17 protein-coding genes are annotated in these 20,471 nt (G+C 58.8%); 7 read left to right on the top strand and 10 right to left on the bottom strand.

The window, feature by feature from the left end; all coding sequences use genetic code 11:
- Positions 1 to 48: 48 nt before the first annotated feature.
- Positions 49 to 873 carry a PKD domain-containing protein gene (locus J4D97_RS11750; RefSeq protein WP_208307733.1) on the top strand — a complete coding sequence of 275 codons (825 nt, stop codon included), beginning with the start codon at positions 49 to 51 and terminating at the stop codon, positions 871 to 873.
- A 98-nt stretch (positions 874 to 971) separates the two neighbouring features.
- Here J4D97_RS11750 and J4D97_RS11755 read toward each other — a convergent pair whose 3' ends face one another.
- The 9 genes from J4D97_RS11755 to thrA all read right to left on the bottom strand — a co-directional run bounded on the left by J4D97_RS11755 (position 972) and on the right by thrA (position 13,298).
- Positions 972 to 3,794: a S9 family peptidase gene (locus J4D97_RS11755; RefSeq protein WP_208307734.1), complete on the bottom strand. Its 2,823-nt coding sequence runs from the start codon at positions 3,792 to 3,794 to the stop codon at positions 972 to 974.
- Between the two features lie 166 nt (positions 3,795 to 3,960).
- Positions 3,961 to 4,557 (bottom strand): hypothetical protein, encoded by a 597-nt coding sequence (locus tag J4D97_RS11760; protein WP_185281987.1) that lies wholly within the window; start codon positions 4,555 to 4,557, stop codon positions 3,961 to 3,963.
- A 63-nt stretch (positions 4,558 to 4,620) separates the two neighbouring features.
- Entirely contained in the window at positions 4,621 to 5,055 is a 435-nt protein-coding gene (locus J4D97_RS11765) for a secondary thiamine-phosphate synthase enzyme YjbQ (RefSeq protein ID WP_185281986.1), read from the bottom strand.
- 172 nt (positions 5,056 to 5,227) lie between these two features.
- Entirely contained in the window at positions 5,228 to 6,742 is a 1,515-nt protein-coding gene (locus tag J4D97_RS11770; protein ID WP_208307735.1) for a right-handed parallel beta-helix repeat-containing protein, read from the bottom strand.
- Positions 6,743 to 6,929: 187 nt separating this feature from the next.
- The gene (locus tag J4D97_RS11775; RefSeq protein WP_185281984.1) at positions 6,930 to 7,601 is read right to left on the bottom strand and encodes a phosphoribosylanthranilate isomerase; all 672 of its coding nucleotides are present in this window, start codon (positions 7,599 to 7,601) and stop codon (positions 6,930 to 6,932) included.
- A 216-nt stretch (positions 7,602 to 7,817) separates the two neighbouring features.
- The gene (locus J4D97_RS11780) at positions 7,818 to 8,444 is read right to left on the bottom strand and encodes a c-type heme family protein (RefSeq protein ID WP_208307736.1); all 627 of its coding nucleotides are present in this window, start codon (positions 8,442 to 8,444) and stop codon (positions 7,818 to 7,820) included.
- 56 nt (positions 8,445 to 8,500) lie between these two features.
- Complete coding sequence (gene thrC / locus J4D97_RS11785; RefSeq protein ID WP_208307737.1) at positions 8,501 to 9,799, bottom strand: threonine synthase; 1,299 nt, start codon at positions 9,797 to 9,799, stop codon at positions 8,501 to 8,503.
- Between the two features lie 48 nt (positions 9,800 to 9,847).
- Positions 9,848 to 10,768, bottom strand: coding sequence for a homoserine kinase (locus J4D97_RS11790; RefSeq protein WP_208307738.1), 921 nt, complete (start codon positions 10,766 to 10,768; stop codon positions 9,848 to 9,850).
- Between the two features lie 85 nt (positions 10,769 to 10,853).
- The gene (gene thrA / locus J4D97_RS11795) at positions 10,854 to 13,298 is read right to left on the bottom strand and encodes a bifunctional aspartate kinase/homoserine dehydrogenase I (RefSeq protein ID WP_208307739.1); all 2,445 of its coding nucleotides are present in this window, start codon (positions 13,296 to 13,298) and stop codon (positions 10,854 to 10,856) included.
- A gap of 383 nt (positions 13,299 to 13,681) precedes the next feature.
- Between thrA and prfA the strand changes: the two genes are divergently transcribed.
- Entirely contained in the window at positions 13,682 to 14,752 is a 1,071-nt protein-coding gene (gene prfA, locus J4D97_RS11800; protein WP_208307740.1) for a peptide chain release factor 1, read from the top strand.
- Between the two features lie 178 nt (positions 14,753 to 14,930).
- On the top strand, positions 14,931 to 16,211 hold the full coding sequence (locus J4D97_RS11805) for a protoporphyrinogen/coproporphyrinogen oxidase (protein ID WP_208307741.1): 1,281 nt from the start codon (positions 14,931 to 14,933) through the stop codon (positions 16,209 to 16,211).
- A 13-nt stretch (positions 16,212 to 16,224) separates the two neighbouring features.
- On the opposite strand, the gene J4D97_RS11810 is transcribed toward J4D97_RS11805, so the two are convergent.
- Positions 16,225 to 17,022, bottom strand: coding sequence for an SDR family oxidoreductase (locus J4D97_RS11810; RefSeq protein ID WP_208307742.1), 798 nt, complete (start codon positions 17,020 to 17,022; stop codon positions 16,225 to 16,227).
- Between the two features lie 162 nt (positions 17,023 to 17,184).
- Between J4D97_RS11810 and J4D97_RS11815 the strand changes: the two genes are divergently transcribed.
- The 4 genes from J4D97_RS11815 to J4D97_RS11830 all read left to right on the top strand — a co-directional run bounded on the left by J4D97_RS11815 (position 17,185) and on the right by J4D97_RS11830 (position 20,464).
- Positions 17,185 to 17,712, top strand: coding sequence for a 3-hydroxyanthranilate 3,4-dioxygenase (locus tag J4D97_RS11815; RefSeq protein WP_208307743.1), 528 nt, complete (start codon positions 17,185 to 17,187; stop codon positions 17,710 to 17,712).
- A gap of 44 nt (positions 17,713 to 17,756) precedes the next feature.
- Positions 17,757 to 19,034 (top strand): kynureninase, encoded by a 1,278-nt coding sequence (kynU, locus tag J4D97_RS11820; RefSeq protein WP_208307744.1) that lies wholly within the window; start codon positions 17,757 to 17,759, stop codon positions 19,032 to 19,034.
- A gap of 154 nt (positions 19,035 to 19,188) precedes the next feature.
- Positions 19,189 to 19,851 (top strand): hypothetical protein, encoded by a 663-nt coding sequence (locus tag J4D97_RS11825; protein ID WP_208307745.1) that lies wholly within the window; start codon positions 19,189 to 19,191, stop codon positions 19,849 to 19,851.
- A gap of 10 nt (positions 19,852 to 19,861) precedes the next feature.
- Positions 19,862 to 20,464 (top strand): alpha-ketoglutarate-dependent dioxygenase AlkB family protein, encoded by a 603-nt coding sequence (locus tag J4D97_RS11830; protein ID WP_208307746.1) that lies wholly within the window; start codon positions 19,862 to 19,864, stop codon positions 20,462 to 20,464.
- Positions 20,465 to 20,471: the final 7 nt, after the last annotated feature.

Here is a 20,471-nt window from a genome sequence, read left to right on the forward strand (position 1 = left end):
AAAGTATGGTATTGAATATATTACAACTATATTATTCAATACTGTTCTATGACTACTATTACTCGGTTCGCGTTTATCTCCGTACTGGCACTAGCTATCTGCAATAAAGAGCCAGACCCTATTCAACCTGCACCCGTTGCCAGTTTCTCAGTTGCTGGCGCGGCTTCTAATGATGTCATTAAGGTAGGCACGTATGACGCGATTGTAGTGACTAATACTTCTACAAAGGCTGATACATACACTTCGTCTCTGGGCAACGACAGTATTAAAACCGGAGCTGACCCAAGGATATTTCGTTATCCTAAAGCAGGCACTTATTCCCTTACCCTGACGGTCCAAAACGCCGATGGACAAAAGTCATCAACCAGTCGCACTATTCGAGTGCTAGACCAGGTAGTGAAGCAGGTAGCAATTGTGTTTGCCCGGTTTGAGAATGCCTCTCCACCCCATATTTTTGACCGCCCTACTTTGCAGGCAGTTGTACGACTAGGTCCTGATAAAGTAACTTATCCTGATCCTACGAATCGATATACTTCTTACAACGCGCCTGTTGTATTTCGGAGCCCGCTGGTGCAGAACGTCACAGAGAATCAATTTCCTCTTATTTTTCCGCTTACAGAACGCCTAGTATCAGATATCCCCACGCTAACCAACCCACTAGAGTATCGCGGGAGAAATAAAACAGGATATAGTGGTGTAGGCTACGGGCTGGAGTTATATATGCAGGATGCCACCGGCACTTACTTAGCTTCTTCGTCTTACCAAAGCTTGTATCTCACTCAGGCTGGAAATATCACGTTGCGGGATGATATTCCGAATAACAAATTCACAGTTCAGTATTCTAACATTAAGCTGCAGGGTCAATACGAATAAGCATAAGGCTTGCATATAGTGAGCACAAAAAGGGCTGCCGATCTGTAGATCGGCAGCCCTTTTCATATAACGAAGAAGTTTTTGCTTACTGATTTCCCCTACCGCACCGACGACGTAGACGTTTCCAATCCCCAATTCCTACCCTTCTCCACGGCGGGCACGCCGCGCTCCAGCCACACAGGCGCCGGGGCACCTTTCAGGTAGTGGTCGAAGAACTGTAGCTCGCGGATGGAAATGTCCTTGCGGTTTTCGCGCTTCACCAGGTTGTGGGCCTCGCCGTTGTATTGCAGCAGCCATACGGGCTTGTTGAGGCGGCGCAGGTCCGTAAACATCTCGATGCCCTGGTACCACGGCACGGCGCCGTCGGCGTCGTTGGCCATGATGACCACCGGCGTCTCTACTTTGGGTAGGTAGAACAAGGGCGAGTTGCGGATATACAGATCCTGATTTTCCCACAGGGTAGCGCCCAGGCGGCTCTGCGTGCGCTCGTACTGAAACTGCCGGCTCATGCCCGACTCCCAGCGGATGCCGCCGTAGGCCGAGGTCATGTTCACGACGGGCGCGCCGGCCCAGGCGGCGGCGTACATGGGCGTTTGGGTGATGAGGTAGGCCACCTGGTAGCCGCCCCAGCTTTGGCCCTGAATACCAATGTGGGCACCGTCCACCCAGCTATTTTTCTTTAATGCTTCCACCCCCGAGTTCACAAACTCCACTGCCGAGGCGCCCGGCTCGCCGATGGTGTAGCTGATATCGGGTGTGAACACCAGGTAGCCGTTGCTGGCAAACATGGCAATATCGAGGCGAGAGGGGGTAGGCGCGGGCGCGTTGTAGCGGTACAGGCCGTCGGACACTTTCTCGTAGAAATACGCCACCATAGGGTATTTCTTGTTCGGGTCGAAGTTCTCGGGCTTGTAGAGCACGCCGGTGGCGGCGTAGCCCTTGGGCGTGGTCCAGTGCACCAGCTCGGCCGTAAACCAGTTGTAGTCTTTCTGCTGGGGGTTGATGTTGCTGAGCTTGGTTTCCTTTTGCAGATTGCGGCTCACGTAGAGGTCGGCGGGGTTCTGTACGCTGGTCTTCGTGTAGAGGAACACGTCTGCGTTTTTAGCCTGCATCAATTGCGAGTAGGCCATGGGCACCAGCGTTACCCGCTGGGGCGCCTTGGCGCTGGTAATGTTCTTTTTGTAGTAGCCCCACTGCTTGGTGGTTTCGTCCTGCACTTGCAGCCACAGCTCATCTTTGGGCTCAATGAAGTCTTGCTTGGCTACCGGTATTTCGTAGCGGAACCGCAGCTTCTGCTGGCGCCCTACCCCGTTGGTGAAGTTGGAAGCCGCGCCGGTTTTGGGGTCTACTTTCCAGATGTCGTACCGGTCGTAGAGCAGCACGGCGTCGTCGTTTTTGGTCCAGGCGGCAATGCCGTAGGGCTGGGGGTCGGTGGGCGAGTCGTTTTCTTCGTCCGTGAAGTCTACCTTGGCTTTGGCGGCTAGGTTGATGGTTTCACGGTCGGCCACCGAGTAGGCAAACCAGCCTTTCGCGTTGTAATCGTACCAGATGGCGTACTGCCCACCAGGCGAAAGCTGGAACCGGCTTTTACTACCCTTGGGATTGATAGCCACCCGCTCGCCGGTGCGCGTGGAAACCAGGTAGGCGCGCTTCATGGTATTGCCCTGCCACTGCATGGCCACGCGGTTGGCGGTATCGGTCACCGCTAGCACGTACTCCGCATTCTTTTTATCGGCCATGTAAGCGTCTTGCAAGTACTCGTCGGCCAGCTGAATGTACTTGCCGCCCTGCTTGGGGTAGGCCACCGCCAGGTAGCTGCGCTGCAATTCCTTTTTCAGGTTTTTCAGCTGCATGGGTTGCAGATAGTCGTCCTTGTAGTTCCAGATATCGAGCTTGGCGTGCTCAAATTCTACGAGGGTTGTGTCTTGCGGAATCAGATCGGGCGCGGTACCGAAAAACAGCTTCTCGCCGTTTTCGCTGAACAACACTTTGCCGAACCCGCTGGGCGACCAGCCCTTTTTCAGCCCGTTGGCGCTGGGCGCCAGCAGCACGCGGGCACTGTCGGCAAAGTCAGAATAGTAGAGTGTGAACGGCTTGCTAAGGGCTTTTTCGGGGTACTTTTCGGCGGTGAAAGCCAACTGCTTGCCCGCGTCGTCGAACGCTAGGTTTTTGTAGGTGCCCTTGCCGGCGCTGAGCTGGCGTAGGTTGCCCGTCGCCACATCAAACACAAACAGTCCCGAGCGCACGGTTTTGTTGCCCTTAGGCGCGGCCACTGCAAACGCCACCTTGTTGCCCGACTTGCTCACCTTGTAGTCCGTCACGGCTTCGAAGGTGCGCGGCTGCCCTTTTTCAAGGTTCAGAATGGTGAGGATGGCGCCGCCTTTTTGGGTTTCCAGCAGCTTGTCGGTGATTTTTTTCACCGTATCCACAGGAGCCTTTTTCAGTGTGTCTTTCAGCAGCGGCTTGGTGGCCAGAAACGCCAGCACCGTGCCTTCTTCGGCCAATTGAAAAGACTTCACGTCGGCATACTTCGTGAGCTTGCCAGTGCTCAGCCCATAAATACCCAGCGAATCCTTGGGCATCTGGTCGGGCTTTTTCTTCTTGATGCGGGCCTGCCGCACGTCCTGGTAGCGCGGGCTAATGCTGAACACCGCGTACTTAGAATCAGCCGAGAAGACGGCCGAGTCGCCCCGACTGATCTGGCGTAGCGTTTGGTTGCCAGCCGTTTTGAGGTAGAGCGTACCGTCGCCCTGCTGGGGCTTCACCTGAAACAACACGTATTTGCCGTTGTGGCTAATACGCTGGCCCGCTACACTTTGCCACTGGTCGTACACCGAGTGGTCGAGGGGTTTCTTGGGCGCTTGTTGCGCAAAGGCTGGCGCGGACAGCAAGCCGGTAAGCAGAAGAAGGGAAGAACGCATGTGCACGAAAGAGTAGCAGACAGACAACAGTTGACGTAGCTCTAAAGGCACAACTATCGGCTATAAGGTTGCAAGTTATATAAGCTGTTAGCCTGTAGCTGTTAGCTGATAGCTTTCGGAATGGAAGCTATCAGCTAACAGCTACAGGCTAACAGCTTATATAACCTTAGTCCACGTAATACTGCACCTGCACGGCGCTAAGCTGACCTTTGTGCAGGGTCATAGCTACCGTGTTGAGGCGGTTGGAGTCGCCGATGCGGAGGCTGTCGCAGTTGCCAGTCTGGCGGGCGTAGCGGGCGCGGTAGGCGCTACCCAGCTTCTGCTGGAGCTGCTGGCCATACTGCGGGGCGAAGTCTGTGACGGTTACTTCACGCAGCAAGTCTTTTTCGGCAGCCCGGTAAAACTCGAACTGGTTGCCGTGGTGGCGCAACACCAGAATGGTATCTACCTGGTTGCGCTCGTGGCGGTTCTTGAACGGTGTGCGCGACACAATGGTAGCGCCTGCCTGCTGCAAATCGGCCACCGTAATTTCGGCTCCAAAAGGGTCTTCGGCTACCTCATCATCTACCAACGAGCAGGCTGTTTTTGCCGTCTTAGGCGGCACTGGGGCAGCCGGCGGCGCAGACGCGGGCCGCGGTCGGGCAATGGGTGGCGCCGAAGCCGTTGGTTTCTTCTCCTGGCATCCCGTAGCCAGCAGCAAGCCACAGCTCAGCGTGAGAGCATGGCTGCCAGAGCGCGAGAAACAGGTAGCAAGCAGAAGCATAGGCATGGAGGTTAGCGTGGTAGAGTATACGCAGAAAAGGAGGGTTCTGCTTTTACTCAGGCGTTATTTATCTGATTTTTTTCCCATCAGCGTCACCACTACCCAGCGGCGGCCGCCGTGGTTGCGGTGCTCTCCCAGATAAATCCCCTGCCAGGTGCCTAGGGCCAGCTCGCCCCGCGTGATGGGCACCGTGACGGAGCTACCCAGCAGCACGGCCTTCAAGTGGGCCGGCATATCGTCGGAGCCCTCTTGGGTGTGTTGGAAGTAGCTCGCGTTTTCGGGCGCCACGCGGTTGAAATACTCCTCCATATCGCGGCGCACGGTAGGGTCGGCGTTTTCGTTGATGGTGAGGCTGGCGGAAGTATGCTGAATAAAGAAATGCGCCGTACCCATTTCAATCTGCTCCAGCTCAGGCAGTTCGGCCGTCAGCAGGTCAGTTATCAAATGAAATCCACGGCGCACCGCCGGCAAGCGCAGTCGTTTCTGAATCCAGAGCATGATTGATGTGCTGATGTGGTGATGAAAAATACGCTTGTCATCCTGAGCTTGCGAAGGACCTTCTCACACGAGAACAACAGGCGTAACAACGACTCGTGCTACCGTGAGAAGGTCCTTCGCAAGCTCAGGATGACAGATAAACAAACGGAAGGTCTACTTCTTCCCTACCCTTCTACGGCGCTGCGCGCTCGTAGGCGCCCATATCTGGCGTGCGGGGGTCGCGGGGGGCGTTCAGCAGGTCGCGCATGAGGGTGAATAGGGGCACGGCCTTGTTGCTGGCCGGCGACCCAGGCCCAAGGCGGTAGTCAAACCGATTGGGGTAGAGATTAGGCGTACGCCGGAATTTTGGGTCCTGGTTGAGCACATTGCCGCTATTGCTAAAGCCCAACGTAGTAGCCGTGCTAGTAGCTGCTTTATAGCGCTCCGTTTGCAACAAGCTATTCTGAATTGCTACCTGCTGATACTGAGCACCATTTGCCAAAAGCAGCTCGTCTCGCAACCCACCCCATAGAATGGAGTTGCGCATTACCAGGCGCAGGGGGTAGGGACCTTTGGCCGCCGTGCTGGGCGCCTCGTTGCTGAGTGTCAGCGACTCGGTAGAGCGGTTGAAATTGCCCCGGTAGTTGGCAATGGTGCAGTAGTCAAACGTGAAATTGCCACCGCCTACCCCCAGTACTGCATACTCGCCGCAGTTTGTAATCAGGCAGTTATGCATCTCCACATCACCCGACAGGCTCAGCACCCCGGCCCCGGTGGGTAGGGTTTGGGCAGCGCTGGCAAAGCTGATGCTCTGCCCCGAAATATTGCGGATAACCGTATTTTCTACCCGCACCGCCGGTCGGGGTAGGCGGTTGCGGTAGTTGAACAGCAGCAAGCCGTAGGCAGCATTCTTGATTTCGGCGTAGCGCACCACGTTGTCGTGGCTGCTGGCCAGGAACTGAATACCCGCCCACTGGCCCGGAATATTGTCGTAGAACGGCTCCAGCCGGTCGCCGGCAAAGCGTACGATGTTTTCATCATTAACCTCCACTGAGTCGGTACCGGGCTGATAGTCAAGATTTACGCGCAGCGTACCGGCCACAATCAGAATAGAACCCGCGTGCGAGTACACCCGCGTACCGGGCTGCATGGTGAGCGTGCAGGCCGAGTCTACCCGCACCGAGTTGTAGATGACGTGGGGCTTGTCGTTGGTCCAGGTGGTGTTGCAGGGTAGGGTTTCGCCATTGTGGAAGTAGGCGTTTTGCCCATAGGCTATCAAGGCAATCTGCTGGTCGTTGCCGTTGGTACGAAACCGTAGCTCATCCGTTACAATAAACGGTTTGGCATCGCCAGGCGTCGGGTCGATGGTGGCGCGCACCAGCACCAGCAGGCTGTCGCGCCCCCTGATTTCCACGTTGTTGATGCTGGGGCCGGCGTCGCCGCCTACCAGCAAGCGGTAGGGTGAGGCACCGGGGTTAGTCAGTGTAATCTGCTCTACACGCACGGCGCGGGGGTTGCGGTTGTAGACCCACAGCCGCCGCGTGGCCGTGCCGGTGCGCACAAACACCGTATCAAACAGCACTGTATCCTGCGAAAACTCCAGCCGCGCGCTGCTGTCCGTCGTCACGATATCTGCCTTGGGCTCGCAGCCGGGTAGCAGAAGTAGGGTGAAACTCAGCAGGAAAAGCAGGGGCAGGAGGTAGCGCATAAGGCTACAAAGGTAGGGGGTAGACGGGGTAAAACGTCTGTCATCCTGAGCGGAGCGAAGGACCTTCTCACGCGTGAAAGAGTCGTTGGTACGTCGGCCGTTCTAGCGTGAGAAGGTCCTTCGCTCCGCTCAGGATGACAGACGTTTTTTCTACTTCCGATTTCCTCCTACTCCTCAAGCTACCTCCCTACGGCACGTACTGGCGCACCACATCCACAAAGCGGTGTAGCTTCTGGCTGTCCAAGTGTCCATCGGTGCGGACGCCGCTGCACACGTCTACCCCAAACGGGTGCACGGTTTCGATGGCTTCGCGCACGTTCTCGGCATGTAGGCCGCCGGCCAGAAACACCGGAATATCTAGCGCTTCGCGGATGCGGCGGCTGATGTCCCAGTTGTGCACCCGGCCGGTGCCGCCCAGCTCCTTCACGGGCAGTTTGGGGTTGCCGGAGTCGAGCAGCACGCCATCTACGTGCGGCGCCACGCGCTTGGCTTCGTCGAATGCCTCGGGGCCGTTCACGTGAATCACTTGCACCAGGCTGATGCCGGGTAGAGCCGTGCGCAGGTCTTTATAGGTGCCTTCACTCAGCGCATCCACGATTTGCAGCGTGTCGGCGGCCGTGCGGCACTGGTGCGCAATGATGGCCTGGGTGGTGGTTTCGCTGGTGAGTAAGAAAGAGGCTACCGAGGGTGGCGTGCGACGGCAAAGCTCCCGCACCAAGTCGTCGGGGATGATGCCGGGTCCGCTGGGCATGCGCGCCACCAGCCCCAGGGCATCTACGCCCAGCCCTACGGCCGCTTCGAGTTCCTGCCGCGTGCTGATGCAGCAAATTTTGATGCGCGGACGCAAAGTAGGATTCATACCCTGAGTTAGCGTATCTATTCGGAATTATAAAGAGTTACGCTAATTATTTATGGAAAAGCTGCCCTGAATACTTGCTTTCCATCTGTCATCCTGAGCGGAGCGAAGGACCTTCTCACGCGTGAACGGGTCGTTGTTACGCCTGTCGTTCACGCGTGAGAAGGTCCTTCGCTCCGCTCAGGATGACAGATGAGAAAGAGGATGCCAGACAATTCTCTAAAACCGCCGCTTAAAGATCTTCCGGGTTTTCATGGTATAAAACTCAGCAATACCCTGGCGGGTAAACTGCACTTTCCACGTACCTATTGCTTCGCCTACCCGGTAGCCCAGCGGCACCTGCGGGTAGCGTTGCCGAATCAGGGTAAGATCGGCCGGCGCTATGTCGGTTTCGGTGCCGTGGCAGCGCAGGCAGGCCGCATCGGTGACCAGCAGCGGCCGTTCGTAGGTAAACACTTCATTTGAAGGCCGTTTCACTACCCGGCTAGTATCATTGACAATGCCGCCCGGAGCGCGGCGCACGTGCGTGAGCGTAGCTTGCAGCACCTGCGCCAACGAATCAGTAACCGCAAAGGCAGCAGTATGGCCAGCGGGTAGGGCATCGACCACGCTGCCGGCTTGCAGCTGCGTGGCTACTTGTTGGCGCAGGGCACGGTCGGCGGTGCGGGTGAGGGAGTCGCCCGCCCAACGGGTAGCGCGTAGCAAATCGGCGGGCAGGATGCGCTTCACCTGCCGGTTTTCGGCCTCCACGGCCAGCTCTTTCGTGTTCGAGAGGTGCTCTACCTGATCGGGGCGGCAGGCCGACAAGAGCAGCAGCCCTACCCCGCCCCACATTCGCAAACGCATACGCAACGGGTTAAAGAATCTACTGCAAGGTACGAAGCCGCCGCGGCTCCCCTACCCTATCGGCTCAGCAAAAAATCCCGAAGCGCCGCGTACTCGGCCGGCAGCTGCACCCGCTCGATGGAGCGCTGCATAAGCGGCTCCAAGGCGGTAGGCAACGGCACGGCTTCGCCCAACAATGGCTCCACTACCTCCCGAAACTTCACCGGATGTGCCGTTTCAAGCAGAAATCCGCCCTGGGGCGTGGGGTTTTCACTGAGATACTGCTGCATAGCTCGGTAGGCCACGGCACCGTGCGGGTCCAGCAAATAGCCGGTTTCAGTGTGCACGGCGCGGATGGTTTCCTCCGTTTCGGCGTCCGTCACGGAGTAGCCGGTCATTAAGCCGGTGATGCGGGTGTGCTCGGCTTCAAACAAGGCCAGAATGCGGCCGAAGTTGCTGGGGTTGCCTACATCCATGGCGTTGGAGATGGTAGCCACGGCTGGCTTGGCCGCGTACTCGCCGCTGAGCAGGTAGGCGGGCACGGCGTCGTTGGCGTTGCAGGCGGCCACAAAATGCGCCACCGGCAGCCCCGACACGTGGGCCAGCAACCCCGCGCACAGGTTGCCGAAGTTGCCGCTGGGCACCGTCACTACCGGCGGCAGTTGGGGCTGCCATTGCTGCCAGGCCAGGCAGTAATAGATCTGTTGAGGCAGCCAGCGCGCCACGTTGATGGAGTTGGCCGAGGTGAGGCGCTGCTGCTGCATCAGGTCCACATCGGCAAAGGCTTGTTTCACGAGGCGCTGGCAGTCGTCGAAGTTGCCCTGAATTTCGAGGGCCGTGATGTTCTGGCCCAGCGTGGTGAGCTGGCGCTCCTGCAGGGGGCTCACTTTGCCGGCGGGGTATAGAATCACCACCTGCACGCCCTCCACGCCCAGAAAGCCGTCGGCTACGGCCCCACCCGTATCGCCGGAAGTAGCCACTAGCACCGTAACGGGGGCCGTTTCCTGCCGCGAGAAGTATCCCAGGCACCGACTCATAAACCGCGCCCCCACGTCCTTAAAGGCCAGGGTAGGCCCATGAAACAGCTCCAACGCCGCTATTTGCTCCGTGACGGGCACCAGCGGAAACGGGAAATTGACCGTCTCGGCGCAGATGCGACGTAGCTCGTCTTCCGGGATGGTGTCGCCCACATAGGGCGCCATCACCTGGTAGGCCACCTCGGCAGCGGGTAGGGTTTTCAAATCCAGCAGGAAATCGGCCGAAAAGCGCGGAATGGTTTCTGGGAAGTATAAGCCGCCATCGGGCGCCTGCCCCTGGATGGTTGCCGTGCGGAAATCAACGGCCGGCGACTGGTGGTTGAGACTATGATATTGCATTGCAGTGAGAATAACGATTGTAAGAAGTAGTGCGCAACGCTGCGTGCGCTAAGGCTGCGCCACTACCCGCACGCCCTCCGTGTTCATGCGGGTCACGTAGATAAACTTCTCAATGCCCAGCCGGTCGTACACGCTTTGCATGGCAGCGGCCACGGCGCGGGCGGTGGCTTCTTCCCGGCTCAACATGAAGATCGAGGGCCCCGAGCCCGAGATGCCGCCGCCTAGTGCCCCGGCTTCGCGGCTAGCGGCTTTCACCTCGGCAAAGCCCGGAATCAGGATGCTGCGCACGGGCTCCACGATGTAGTCTTCCAGGGAGCGGCCGATGAGGTCGTAGTCTTGCAGGCAGAGGCCGGCCACCAGCCCGCCCACGTTGCCCCACTGCCGGATGGCGGCGGGTAGGGCCACTTGACGCTTCAGAATGGCGCGGGCATCGGCAGTTTTCACTTCAATTTGGGGGTGCACCACCGTTACCCAGAGCGGTGGGGTAGGCAGTGGCACAATGTCGAGTGGGGTGGTGCTGCGGATGAGCGTGACGCCCCCGTACAGGCACGGCGCAATGTTGTCGGCGTGCTGCACGCCCGAGGCCACTTCCTCCCCAAACATGGCAAAGCGCACCAAGTCCTCTTTACTGAACCGATTGCCTAGCAACGCATTAGCCCCTACCACCGCGCCCGCCGCACTGGCCGCGCTGGACCCAATACCACTACCCGGCCGGATGGCTTTGTTAATGCGCACCTCTATCCCTACCCCCGGTGCCTCGCGCAATAAGGCCAGCAGCGCCCCACCCGCCACGTTGCGCGTGGGCTCGGTAGGCAGGTCGAACTCGTCCTCGTTGATGATGGTGACGCCGGGCGTATCGGTCAGGCGCAGGTGCATGGTGTCGGCGGGCTCGGCCAGCGCGAAGCCCAGCACATCAAACCCACAGACCATATTGGCCACGGTGGCCGGAGCCAAAACGGTAACGGACATTTGTTGAAGTGTTAAGTTTTGAATGTTGATAGAACGTCATGCTTCGACTTCGCTACGCTCAGCATGACATTCTAACTCAATAGTTCTACTGCCGTGTGGCGCGCATGATGTCGGCGAAGACGCCGGAGGCGGTTACGTCGGCGCCGGCGCCAGCACCCTTCACCACCAGCGGCTGCTCGGGGTAGCGGGCGGTGTAGAAGAGCACGGCGTTGTCTTTGCCTTGGAGGGAGTAGAAATCGTGGTCGGGGCCGACGGCTTGCAGGCCCACAGCGGCGGCACCGTCGGCGTAGCGGGCCACGAAGCGGAGTTGCTTGCCGGCATCGGCGGCCTCGCGGTAGAGCTGCTGGAAGTGCGGTTCCTGGCGGGCCATTTCCTGGTAGAAATCCTCTACGCTACCATCCATGCAGGAGGCGGGTAGGAAGGCTTCGTTGTCGATGTCGCTCATTTCCAACTCTTGCCCGGCTTCGCGGGCCAGAATCAGAATTTTGCGGGCCACGTCTACCCCGCTCAGGTCGAGGCGCGGGTCGGGCTCGGTGTAGCCCTCGGCCTGGGCCTGGCGCACCACGTCGGCAAAGGGCACGGTGGCGTCGTAATGGTTGAACACGAAATTGAGCGTACCCGACAGCACAGCTTCGATGCGGTGCACCTCGTCGCCGCTGCGGGTAAGGTCGTTAAGTGTGCCGATGATGGGTAGGCCCGCGCCCACATTGGTTTCAAACAAGAATGCCGCCCCAAACTCACGCGACAACCGCTTGAGCTGCTGGTAGTAGCTCAGCTCAGCCGAGCCGGCAATTTTGTTGCACGCCACCACGGCCGCGCCCCGGCTCAGCAGCTCGGGGTAGCAGCGGGCTACCTCGCCGCTGGCCGTCACGTCCACAAAAATGGTGTTGCGCAGGTTGCGACTCTTGATGACTTGCAGAAAATCGGGCAGCGTGCCTTCGTCGCTCTGGGCTAGGGTTTCGCGCCAGTCGCCTAGCTCCAGGCCTTGCTCAGCAAAGGCAAACCGGCGGCTATTGGCCACCCCTACCACCCGCACTTGCAGACGCAGGTGACGCAGCAGGTAGGCGCGCTGCCGGGAGAGTTGCTCCAGTAGCTTGCCGCCCACGTTGCCGGCGCCTACCACAAACAGGTTCACTTGCTTGGTCTGCACCTCAAAAAACGACTCGTGCAGCACGTTGATAGCCTTGCGCACATCCTGCGCCCGCACCACCACCGAAATGTTCTTCTCCGACGAGCCCTGCGCAATGGCCCGAATATTTACCCCATTGTTACCCAGCGCGTTAAACAATCGGCCGCTCACGTTGGGGTGGTCTTTCATCTTCTCGCCCACCAGGGCCACAATGGCCAGATCGGCCTCCACCACCAGCGGATCTACCTTGCCGGTGCCGATTTCGAAGGCAAACTCGTCGTCGGTAGCGGCTTTGGCGCGCACGGCGTCGGCGGTGCGCACGGCCACGCAGATGCTGTACTCCGAGGAGCTTTGGGTGATGAGAATAACGTTGACTTTCTCTCGCGCCAGGGCCGCAAACAACCGCATCGAGAAGCCCGGAATGCCAACCATACCGCCGCCTTCCAAGCGTAGCAGCGTAACCTGACCAATGCTGGAAAGGCCGCGCACTACCTCGCCGGTAGCCGGCGGGGCCACTTCCACGCGGGTGCCTTCATCGGCGGGGGCAAAGGTGTTCTTGATGAGCAGCGGAATGCCGCGCTGCCGCACCGGCTGGATGGTAGGCGGATACAACACCTTTGCCCCGAAGTGCGACAACTCCATGGCTTCTTGGTAGCTGATGCGCGGAATGGGCCGGGCCTGGCGCACCAAGCGCGGGTCGGCCGTCATCATGCCGCTCACGTCGGTCCAGATTTCCAGCACTTCGGCGTCCAGCGCGCCCGCGAAGATGGCGGCGGTGTAGTCGGAGCCGCCGCGGCCGAGGGTAGTGGTAGACCCCTGGGCATCCGAAGCAATGAAGCCCGGCACCACGTACACGGCATGCGGGTGGTTGCGCACGTAGGTTTGGATTTGCCGGTTAGTGGTCTGAAAATCCACCAACGCGTTGCCGAAGCTGCTATTCGTGCGGATCAGCTCGCGGCTGTCGTGGCAAACGTGGTCGATACCGCGCACCAGCAGGTTGGCTGCCACTAGCCGCGCCGACAGCAGCTCCCCGAAGCTCATGAGGCGGTCTAGCGTCCTCACCGACAGCTCGCCCAGTGCAAATACACTGTCGCAGAGCGTTTCCAGATCATTGCACTCCTGCTTCACCCGGCTCAGCAAACTGCTCTGGCTGGTAACGGGAGCCAGCTCCTTGGCCGCGTCTAGGTGGCGCTGCTCAATGGTTTGCAGCAGTTGCCGGTAGCTTTCTTGCCCCGCCGCAGCTTGCTGACCGGCGGTAATCAGCGCATCCGTCGTGCCACCCAACGCCGACACGACCACGACGGTAGGCCCGCGCTGCGCAGCCTGCGCTACCAGTTCGCCTACTTGTTGGATAGCTGCTGCCGTGGCCACCGAAGAACCACCAAATTTCAGAATCTGCATAAAGAGTAAGGAAGAATAAACGCGAAAAAGCAGCGCTTCGGGTCGGTGGCCACCTCTTGTCAGGAGGGTGGTACCGGTGAAGGGCTGCTCGGAAGATGTGAAAGTGAGAGGTAGAGCAGCCCCGCTAACCGGTAATAATACCGGTAGTGGCTGTCGGTGTCATGGTAATGACCGGCAGGGTAGGGAAAAGCGGACCGATAGCGGCGAAGGGGCGCATACGTGCTCTAAGGTTCGGACCAAAGCTAGAAAAGATTTGTTACCAACCAAATTCATGATTCGGCCCGCCTACGTTTTCCAACAAACCACGAAGGGAACAAGCCCGCTGGTTCCGCGTGTTAGTTTATGTACCTTTGTGCATATAAATATAATTCTCTGACAGGCAGATGCTAGATAAACTGGAGGCCATTCAACAGCGCTTCAACGACGTGAGCGAGCAACTCACGCAACCTGAAGCCATGAGCGACATGAAACGCTTCAAGGCCCTCAATAAAGAATACAAGGACCTGGGCAAAATCGTGACGGAGTACAAAGCCTACCAGCAGGTACTCAGCAACATCGACAATGCCAAGGAGGTGATTTCCACCGAAAAGGATCAGGACTTCCGCGAAATGGCGAAGGCTGAGCTGGACGAGCTGCTGCCCGAGCAGGAGCGCCTGGAGGCCGTCATCAAGGAACTCCTGATTCCGAAGGACCCCAACGACTCCAAGGACGTGATTATGGAAATCAGGGCCGGAGCCGGGGGCGACGAGGCCGCCATCTTTGCCGGCGACTTGCAGCGCATGTACATGCGCTTCGCCGAAAAGCAGGGCCTGCGCATGGACCTCATCGACGCCACCGAGGGTACCTCGGGCGGCTACAAGGAAATTGTGCTCTCGCTGAAAGGAGAGGACGTATACGGCAAGCTGAAGTTTGAATCGGGGGTGCACCGCGTGCAGCGCGTGCCGGCCACCGAAACCCAGGGCCGCATTCATACCTCGGTAGCCTCTATCGTAGTAATGCCGGAAGCTGAGGAATTGGATATTGAACTGGATATGAACGACATCCGCAAGGACTTGTTTATGTCGAGTGGCCCCGGTGGACAGTCGGTAAACACCACCTACTCAGCTGTGCGCCTTACGCACTTGCCTACCGGCCTAGTGGCCCAGTGCCAGGACCAAAAGTCGCAGCTCAAGAACTTCGATAAGGCGTTGCAGGTACTCCGCTCACGCATCTACGAGATTGAGCTGGCCAAGAAAAACGAAGCCGAAGGTGCCGCCCGCAAGAGCATGATTGGCGGCGGCGACCGGTCGGACAAAATCCGCACCTACAACTACCCCCAGGGCCGCGTAACCGACCACCGCATTGGGTTCACGGTGTACAACCTGCCCAGCGTAATGGACGGCAACATCGATGATTTCGTGGAGCAATTGCGCATAGCCGAAAGCGCCGAGCGCCTGAAAGAAGGCGTAGGGTAGTTAGCTATTGAGTATTGACTTGCGCTCGTCATGCTGAGCGGAGTGCAACGAAGCCGAAGCATCTCTACTGATCACTAACGGTAGAGATGCTTCGGCTTCATTGCACTCCGCTCAGCATGACGTTCTATTTTTACCGTTCAGCGCCAACCTTACGGCGCCTTTTGGAGTTTGCCGGGGTATGGCTACTTCCTCTGCATCTCTACCTATTATTATCATCGGCGCTGGTATGGCTGGCCTCACTTGCGCCAACTACCTGCACCGGGCCGGCAAATCTGTATTGATGCTGGATGCTGCCGACGCCGTGGGTGGCCGCGTACGCACTGATATTACACCCGAAGGCTTCCGCTTAGACCGTGGTTTTCAGATCCTGCTCACGCGCTACCCCGAGGTGCAGCGCCTCATGGACTACGGCGCTCTGGACCTAAGGGCTTTCGAGTCGGGTGCCGTTATTCAATTGCCTACTGGCCGAGAAACGACGCTAATCAACCCGTTGCGGCAACCGTTGGCGGCGTTCGAAGCCCTCACTTCGCCCATTGGCTCCCTGGCCGATAAGCTCCGCATTGCAAACCTGGTGAGACATGTGAGCAAGTATACCGCCGGCCAACTCATCAGCCGCAACTCCTCCAACCAAGAAGACACTCTGACCTACTTGCGCCGCAATGGCTTCAGCGAGCGGATCATTGATACCTTCTTCCGTCCGTTTTTCGGCGGGGTGTATCTGGACCGGCAGCTGCGTACGGCGGCCAATTTCTTCGAGTTTGTATTTCAACAGTTTGTGGTGGGTGATGCCGCTGTGCCCAATCTTGGCATACAGGCCATTCCGGAGCAATTGGCGGCTCGCCTACCCACCGGCAGCGTGCGCCTTAACTCACCCGTATCGGCCATCGACGGTACCCGCGTGCGCCTCTGGACAGACGAGGTACTGGAAGCCGCTGCCGTGGTCATAGCCACCGATGGCACGGCAGCGCAGCAACTCCTACCCACCCAGACGCTCAGCGCGCCTACCCCTACCTCCGAGTGGCGCAAGACTACCTGTACCTACTTTGCGGCGCCCCACTCTCCCGGCCATGGCGATAAGCTATTGCGTATCAATGCAATGCCGGGCGCCCTGGCACACAACGTCGTATTCCCCAGCGATGCGGCCCCCAGCTACGCCCCCGCTGGTCAAACACTGGTTTCGGTGAACACCCACGGCGCGCACGGCCTTACGGAGGAGGACTTACCAAACCGGCTGCGAGCCGAACTGGCTGCCTGGTTTGGGCCGGCTACGGCCCAGTGGCAGCACCTGCGCACCTATGAAATTGCGCACGCCCTCCCCGCCTACCCCGCAGGGCAGCCCTACCGCCAGAGCCTCCGTCTAGCCGATACCCTCTACCAGTGCGGCGACTACACCGCATATCCGTCGCTGAACGCCGCCATGGCGACCGGCCGTGAGGTAGCGGAGATGTTGCTGGTGTAAAAGCTACTCCTGCTCACAAACTACCCGTACGGCCGCCATCTACAGCCAGATTGGTGCCTGTGACGTAGCCCGCCGCCGGTGAAGCGAAGAATACAGCCGCGGCAGCTATTTCGTCTGCTTCGCCAAAACGGCGGGCAGGAATTTGTTGCTTGGCGGCGGTTTCTACCTCAGCTACTTGCTTGCCGGCTGATGCAGCCTGCTTTTCCAGCAGACTTTCCAAGCGCTGGGTTTGCGTCATGCCGGGTAGCACGTTGTTGACGGTGATGCCATCGGCCGCCAGTTCGTTGGCCAGCGTTTTGGCCCAGTTGGCCACCGCCGCCCGGATGGTATTGGACACGCCCAGCCCCGGCAGCGGCACCTTCACAGAGGTGCTTATGATGTTGATGATGCGCCCATACTGCCGCGCCCGCATGGCCGGCACCACGGCTTGCACAAGCAAATGGTTGCACACCACATGCTGCTCAAACGCTGCCCGAAAGGCATCGACAGACGCCTCGATAATAGGCCCACCGGGCGGGCCGCCCGTGTTATTGACGAGCACGTGAAAGCCTATTGGGTGCGCCTTGAGGTAGTCGACCACGCGTGTGGCTACTTGGTCGGGCTGGGTGAAATCGGCCACGATGTAGTCGTGCGGCTGGTTGGTGGGCGTGGGTAGGGCGGCAGCAGTTTCGCGCAGCGTGGTTTCGTTACGGGCCAGCAGCGTAACGGTAGCGCCTTGCCGGGCTAGTTCTTCGGCAATGGCTCGCCCAATTCCCTGCGTGCTGCCGCTCACCAGAGCTTTTTGATCGGAGAAAGGAGTAGTGGAACTCATACTATTAGAAACCGAGATGGAAGCCGATGTTTTGAGATATTTGTTGAAATCATGAGCAAATAGCCTATAGTTCGTCATGCTGAGCGGAGTTAAACCATGACGGCCTACTAATTTCCATTACACCTTACCCTCGACCTCCTTCTCTCTTCAAAACCAAACCACATGAATCGACCGATCAACTTACAAAAGTGGGTGGATGAGCACCGCCATCTGCTGAAGCCGCCCGTGGGCAACCAGCAGGTATTCAAAGACAATAAAGATTTTATTGTGATGGTGGTGGGCGGCCCCAACTCCCGCAAAGACTACCACGTGGACGAGGGCGAGGAGTTGTTTTGGCAGCTGGAAGGCGACATCGTGGTGAAAATCATCGAGGATGGGCAGCCGGTAGATATTGAGATTAAGGCCGGCGAGATGTACCTGCTACCTCCTGGTGTGCCCCATTCGCCGCGGCGGCCAGCCAACACCATTGGGCTGGTGATGGAACGCTACCGCACGACCGGCGAGCTAGATGGCTTTCAGTGGTACTGCGAAAACTGCGGCAACAAGCTCTACGAGGAATTTGCTGAGATTACCGATATCGTGGCGCAGCTGCCGCCTATCATGAACCGCTTCTGGCAAGACGAGCACAAGCGCACCTGCACCGTGTGCGGTACCGTGATGGCGCCACCTACACCTGCCCCTGCTCCGTAAGTACTTCCTGGCGGCCCTCGCCTTTGCCCCCTACCTTTGCCCGCATGACCTTTGAACCCACCCCCGCCTTTGCCGCCCAACTCGATGCCCAGGACCCACTGCGTGAGTTCCGCAGTCGCTTCCTGATTCCGCCCGCGCCGGGTGGTGGCGAGAGCCTCTATCTGTGTGGCAACTCGCTGGGTCTGCAACCCCGTGCCGTACGCGAAGCGCTGGATCAGGAGCTGAATACCTGGGCCACGCTGGCAGTAGATGGGCACTTTGATGGTCCTTCGCCGTGGATGCACTACCACGAAACCCTAGCCGAAACCGAAGCGCTGGTGGTAGGAGCCAAGCCCATCGAAGTGGTGGTGATGAACAACCTGACCACCAACCTGCACCTGTTGCTCACGTCGTTCTACCGCCCTACCCCTACCCGTTACAAGGTGTTGATGGAAGGCGGCGCGTTCCCTTCGGACCAATACGCCCTGGAAACCCAAACCAAGCTGCACGGTTTCGACCCCGATGATGCCATTGTGGAGCTGGAGCCCCGCCCCGGCGAGCACACCTTGCGCACGGAGGATATTGAGGCGAAAATTGCCGAGTTGGGCGATTTGCTGGCGACCGTCATCATGGGCGGCATCAACTACTACACCGGGCAGGTGTTTGATATGCAAGCCATTACACGGGCCGGGCACGCGGTAGGCGCCATGGTAGGCTTCGACCTGGCCCACGCCGCCGGCAATGTAGAGCTGCACCTGCACGACTGGGACGTGGATTTTGCCTGCTGGTGTACCTATAAGTACATGAACTCGGGGCCGGGTAGCGTGGGCGGCGCGTTTGTGCACGAGCGGTTTGCTGACCGGCCTGACCTACTACGCCTGGCCGGCTGGTGGGGCCACGATGCCGATGAGCGCTTCAAAATGCAAAAAGGCTTTAAGCCAATGGTCGGCGCCGCGGGTTGGCAACTAGCCAACGGCAACGTGCTGACACTAGCGGCACACCGGGCGGCGCTGGCGCTGTTTGCGGAGGTAGGCGGCATGGGCCCGTTGCGCCGCAAAAGCGAGCAGCTCACGGCCTACCTGGAGTTTCTCATCAACCGTCTGGAGCTACCCACTTCGCGCCTCGAAATCATTACGCCCACTGACCCCGCGGCCCGTGGCTGCCAACTTTCCTTGCTGGTGCACCAAGGCGGGCGCGAGCTGTTCGACCACCTCACGCAGGCCGGCGTGGTAGGCGACTGGCGCGAGCCCAACGTAATTCGGCTGGCGCCGGTGCCCTTCTACAACTCGTTTGCCGATGTGCAACGGGTAGGCGAAGTACTGGCCGCCTGGGCTGGACAATAGCGCAGGCAAGAAAATTTGGGCATTTGTTACCTATTCAGCACAACTTGCGTTCAGTCTAGTAGCAACTTAGCAGCTGCTTTCATGTCCGGTTTGGCCTTGCAACCCAGCCGCACCCATTTGAGTCTATTTTTCAATTACCGTTTTCACTATCCCAATGGCTGAAGACTACGCGGCCAAGATGGGCCGCAAAACCGACGCCGAACTGCGCCAGTACGTCGACCAGTATACTAACTACCTGGAAGAAGCCGTGTTGGCTGCTCTCGATGAGCTGGAACGCCGGGGGAAGGTAGTGGCGGAAGCCAGCGCCATCCGCACGGACGTGCAGCCCGTGGTGGCGCAGCGTGCCGCCGAAGCCGACACTGTTCGCGCCGCCGAAGCCGCTGCTGTAGCGGAGCCGGAGCAGGAACAAGTCGCCGGACCCGCATTGTACTCGCCGGCTACCATTGCTATCTTCTCCGTCATATTTTCTTTTCTGGCGGGAGGCGTGCTGATGGTTATCAACCTGTTTAAGCTGGACAAGCAAAGCAAGGCGTTACGCCTGCTGTTGTTTATTGTTCTGTATCTCTTGGGCAGCTCCTACCTGCTACAATGGGCTGTGTTGCAGTTTGGTGAGAGTGCCAAATGGATTAGTGCAGCTGTCAATTTGGGTGCTGTGGTAGCATATTTGTGGTTTTTCTGGCCGCGCTACGTAGGCCGGCGCTCCTACCTTAGTCGGGGTTGGCTGCCGGCACTGGTGGTCTGCTTGCTGATCTTCGGGATTATGTATTACCTGATGATGCCCATGCTGGGGCAAATGGGCGGTGCTGCGCTGCCGTAGCAGCCGCCTTATGCCGCTTACGCTGCTCCCCCTACCCCACGCCGAAGTCTGGCTCGACGAGCATTTTTTGCCGTTTGATGCTGCTACTGCCCTGTTGCACGAGTTGGAGCAAACCATTGCGTGGCGACAGGAAGCCATTCGGCTCTATGGGCGCGAGGTGCTCCAACCGCGCCTCACGGCTTGGCACGGCGACCCGGCCGCTACCTACCGCTACTCGGGCCTCCAACTCACGCCCCAGCCCTGGACGCCGGCACTGCAAAAACTACGCGGGCAAGTGGAAACCGCTACCGGAACCGCTTTCAATAGCGTACTACTCAACCTCTACCGCTACGGGCAGGATAGCATGGGCTGGCATGCCGACGACGAGCCGGAACTAGGCTCCGCACCGGTTATTGCTTCCTTGAGTTTGGGTGCTACCCGCCGTTTCCGGTTGCGTCCCCGCGATGCCCGCGAAACGCCGCACGCGCCTGTCTCCCTCGATTTGCCTTCTGGCAGTTTACTGGTGATGCGCGGCCCTACTCAACAACACTGGCTGCACGCCGTGCCGAAAACTGCCCGGCCCACGGATGCTCGCCTCAACCTAACTTTTCGATTAATTGTAAACGCTATGTAAGCCTCAT

It is taken from the genome of Hymenobacter defluvii (genome assembly GCF_017589435.1).
GTDB lineage: Bacteria > Bacteroidota > Bacteroidia > Cytophagales > Hymenobacteraceae > Hymenobacter > Hymenobacter profundi.

What these genes read in the sequence shown, in the direction of transcription:
- J4D97_RS11780 (WP_208307736.1), bottom strand. Translation starts at nt 8,444, where the DNA reads ATGCGTTTGCGAATGTGGGGCGGGGTAGGGCTGCTGCTCTTGTCGGCC.
- thrA (WP_208307739.1), bottom strand. Translation starts at nt 13,298, where the DNA reads ATGCAGATTCTGAAATTTGGTGGTTCTTCGGTGGCCACGGCAGCAGCT.
- J4D97_RS11815 (WP_208307743.1), top strand. Translation starts at nt 17,185, where the DNA reads ATGAATCGACCGATCAACTTACAAAAGTGGGTGGATGAGCACCGCCAT.
- J4D97_RS11790 (WP_208307738.1), bottom strand. Translation starts at nt 10,768, where the DNA reads ATGTCCGTTACCGTTTTGGCTCCGGCCACCGTGGCCAATATGGTCTGT.
- thrC (WP_208307737.1), bottom strand. Translation starts at nt 9,799, where the DNA reads ATGCAATATCATAGTCTCAACCACCAGTCGCCGGCCGTTGATTTCCGC.
- J4D97_RS11810 (WP_208307742.1), bottom strand. Translation starts at nt 17,022, where the DNA reads ATGAGTTCCACTACTCCTTTCTCCGATCAAAAAGCTCTGGTGAGCGGC.
- J4D97_RS11755 (WP_208307734.1), bottom strand. Translation starts at nt 3,794, where the DNA reads ATGCGTTCTTCCCTTCTTCTGCTTACCGGCTTGCTGTCCGCGCCAGCC.
- J4D97_RS11825 (WP_208307745.1), top strand. Translation starts at nt 19,189, where the DNA reads ATGGCTGAAGACTACGCGGCCAAGATGGGCCGCAAAACCGACGCCGAA.
- J4D97_RS11750 (WP_208307733.1), top strand. Translation starts at nt 49, where the DNA reads ATGACTACTATTACTCGGTTCGCGTTTATCTCCGTACTGGCACTAGCT.
- J4D97_RS11760 (WP_185281987.1), bottom strand. Translation starts at nt 4,557, where the DNA reads ATGCTTCTGCTTGCTACCTGTTTCTCGCGCTCTGGCAGCCATGCTCTC.
- J4D97_RS11765 (WP_185281986.1), bottom strand. Translation starts at nt 5,055, where the DNA reads ATGCTCTGGATTCAGAAACGACTGCGCTTGCCGGCGGTGCGCCGTGGA.
- J4D97_RS11830 (WP_208307746.1), top strand. Translation starts at nt 19,862, where the DNA reads ATGCCGCTTACGCTGCTCCCCCTACCCCACGCCGAAGTCTGGCTCGAC.
- J4D97_RS11770 (WP_208307735.1), bottom strand. Translation starts at nt 6,742, where the DNA reads ATGCGCTACCTCCTGCCCCTGCTTTTCCTGCTGAGTTTCACCCTACTT.
- J4D97_RS11805 (WP_208307741.1), top strand. Translation starts at nt 14,931, where the DNA reads ATGGCTACTTCCTCTGCATCTCTACCTATTATTATCATCGGCGCTGGT.
- J4D97_RS11775 (WP_185281984.1), bottom strand. Translation starts at nt 7,601, where the DNA reads ATGAATCCTACTTTGCGTCCGCGCATCAAAATTTGCTGCATCAGCACG.
- prfA (WP_208307740.1), top strand. Translation starts at nt 13,682, where the DNA reads ATGCTAGATAAACTGGAGGCCATTCAACAGCGCTTCAACGACGTGAGC.
- kynU (WP_208307744.1), top strand. Translation starts at nt 17,757, where the DNA reads ATGACCTTTGAACCCACCCCCGCCTTTGCCGCCCAACTCGATGCCCAG.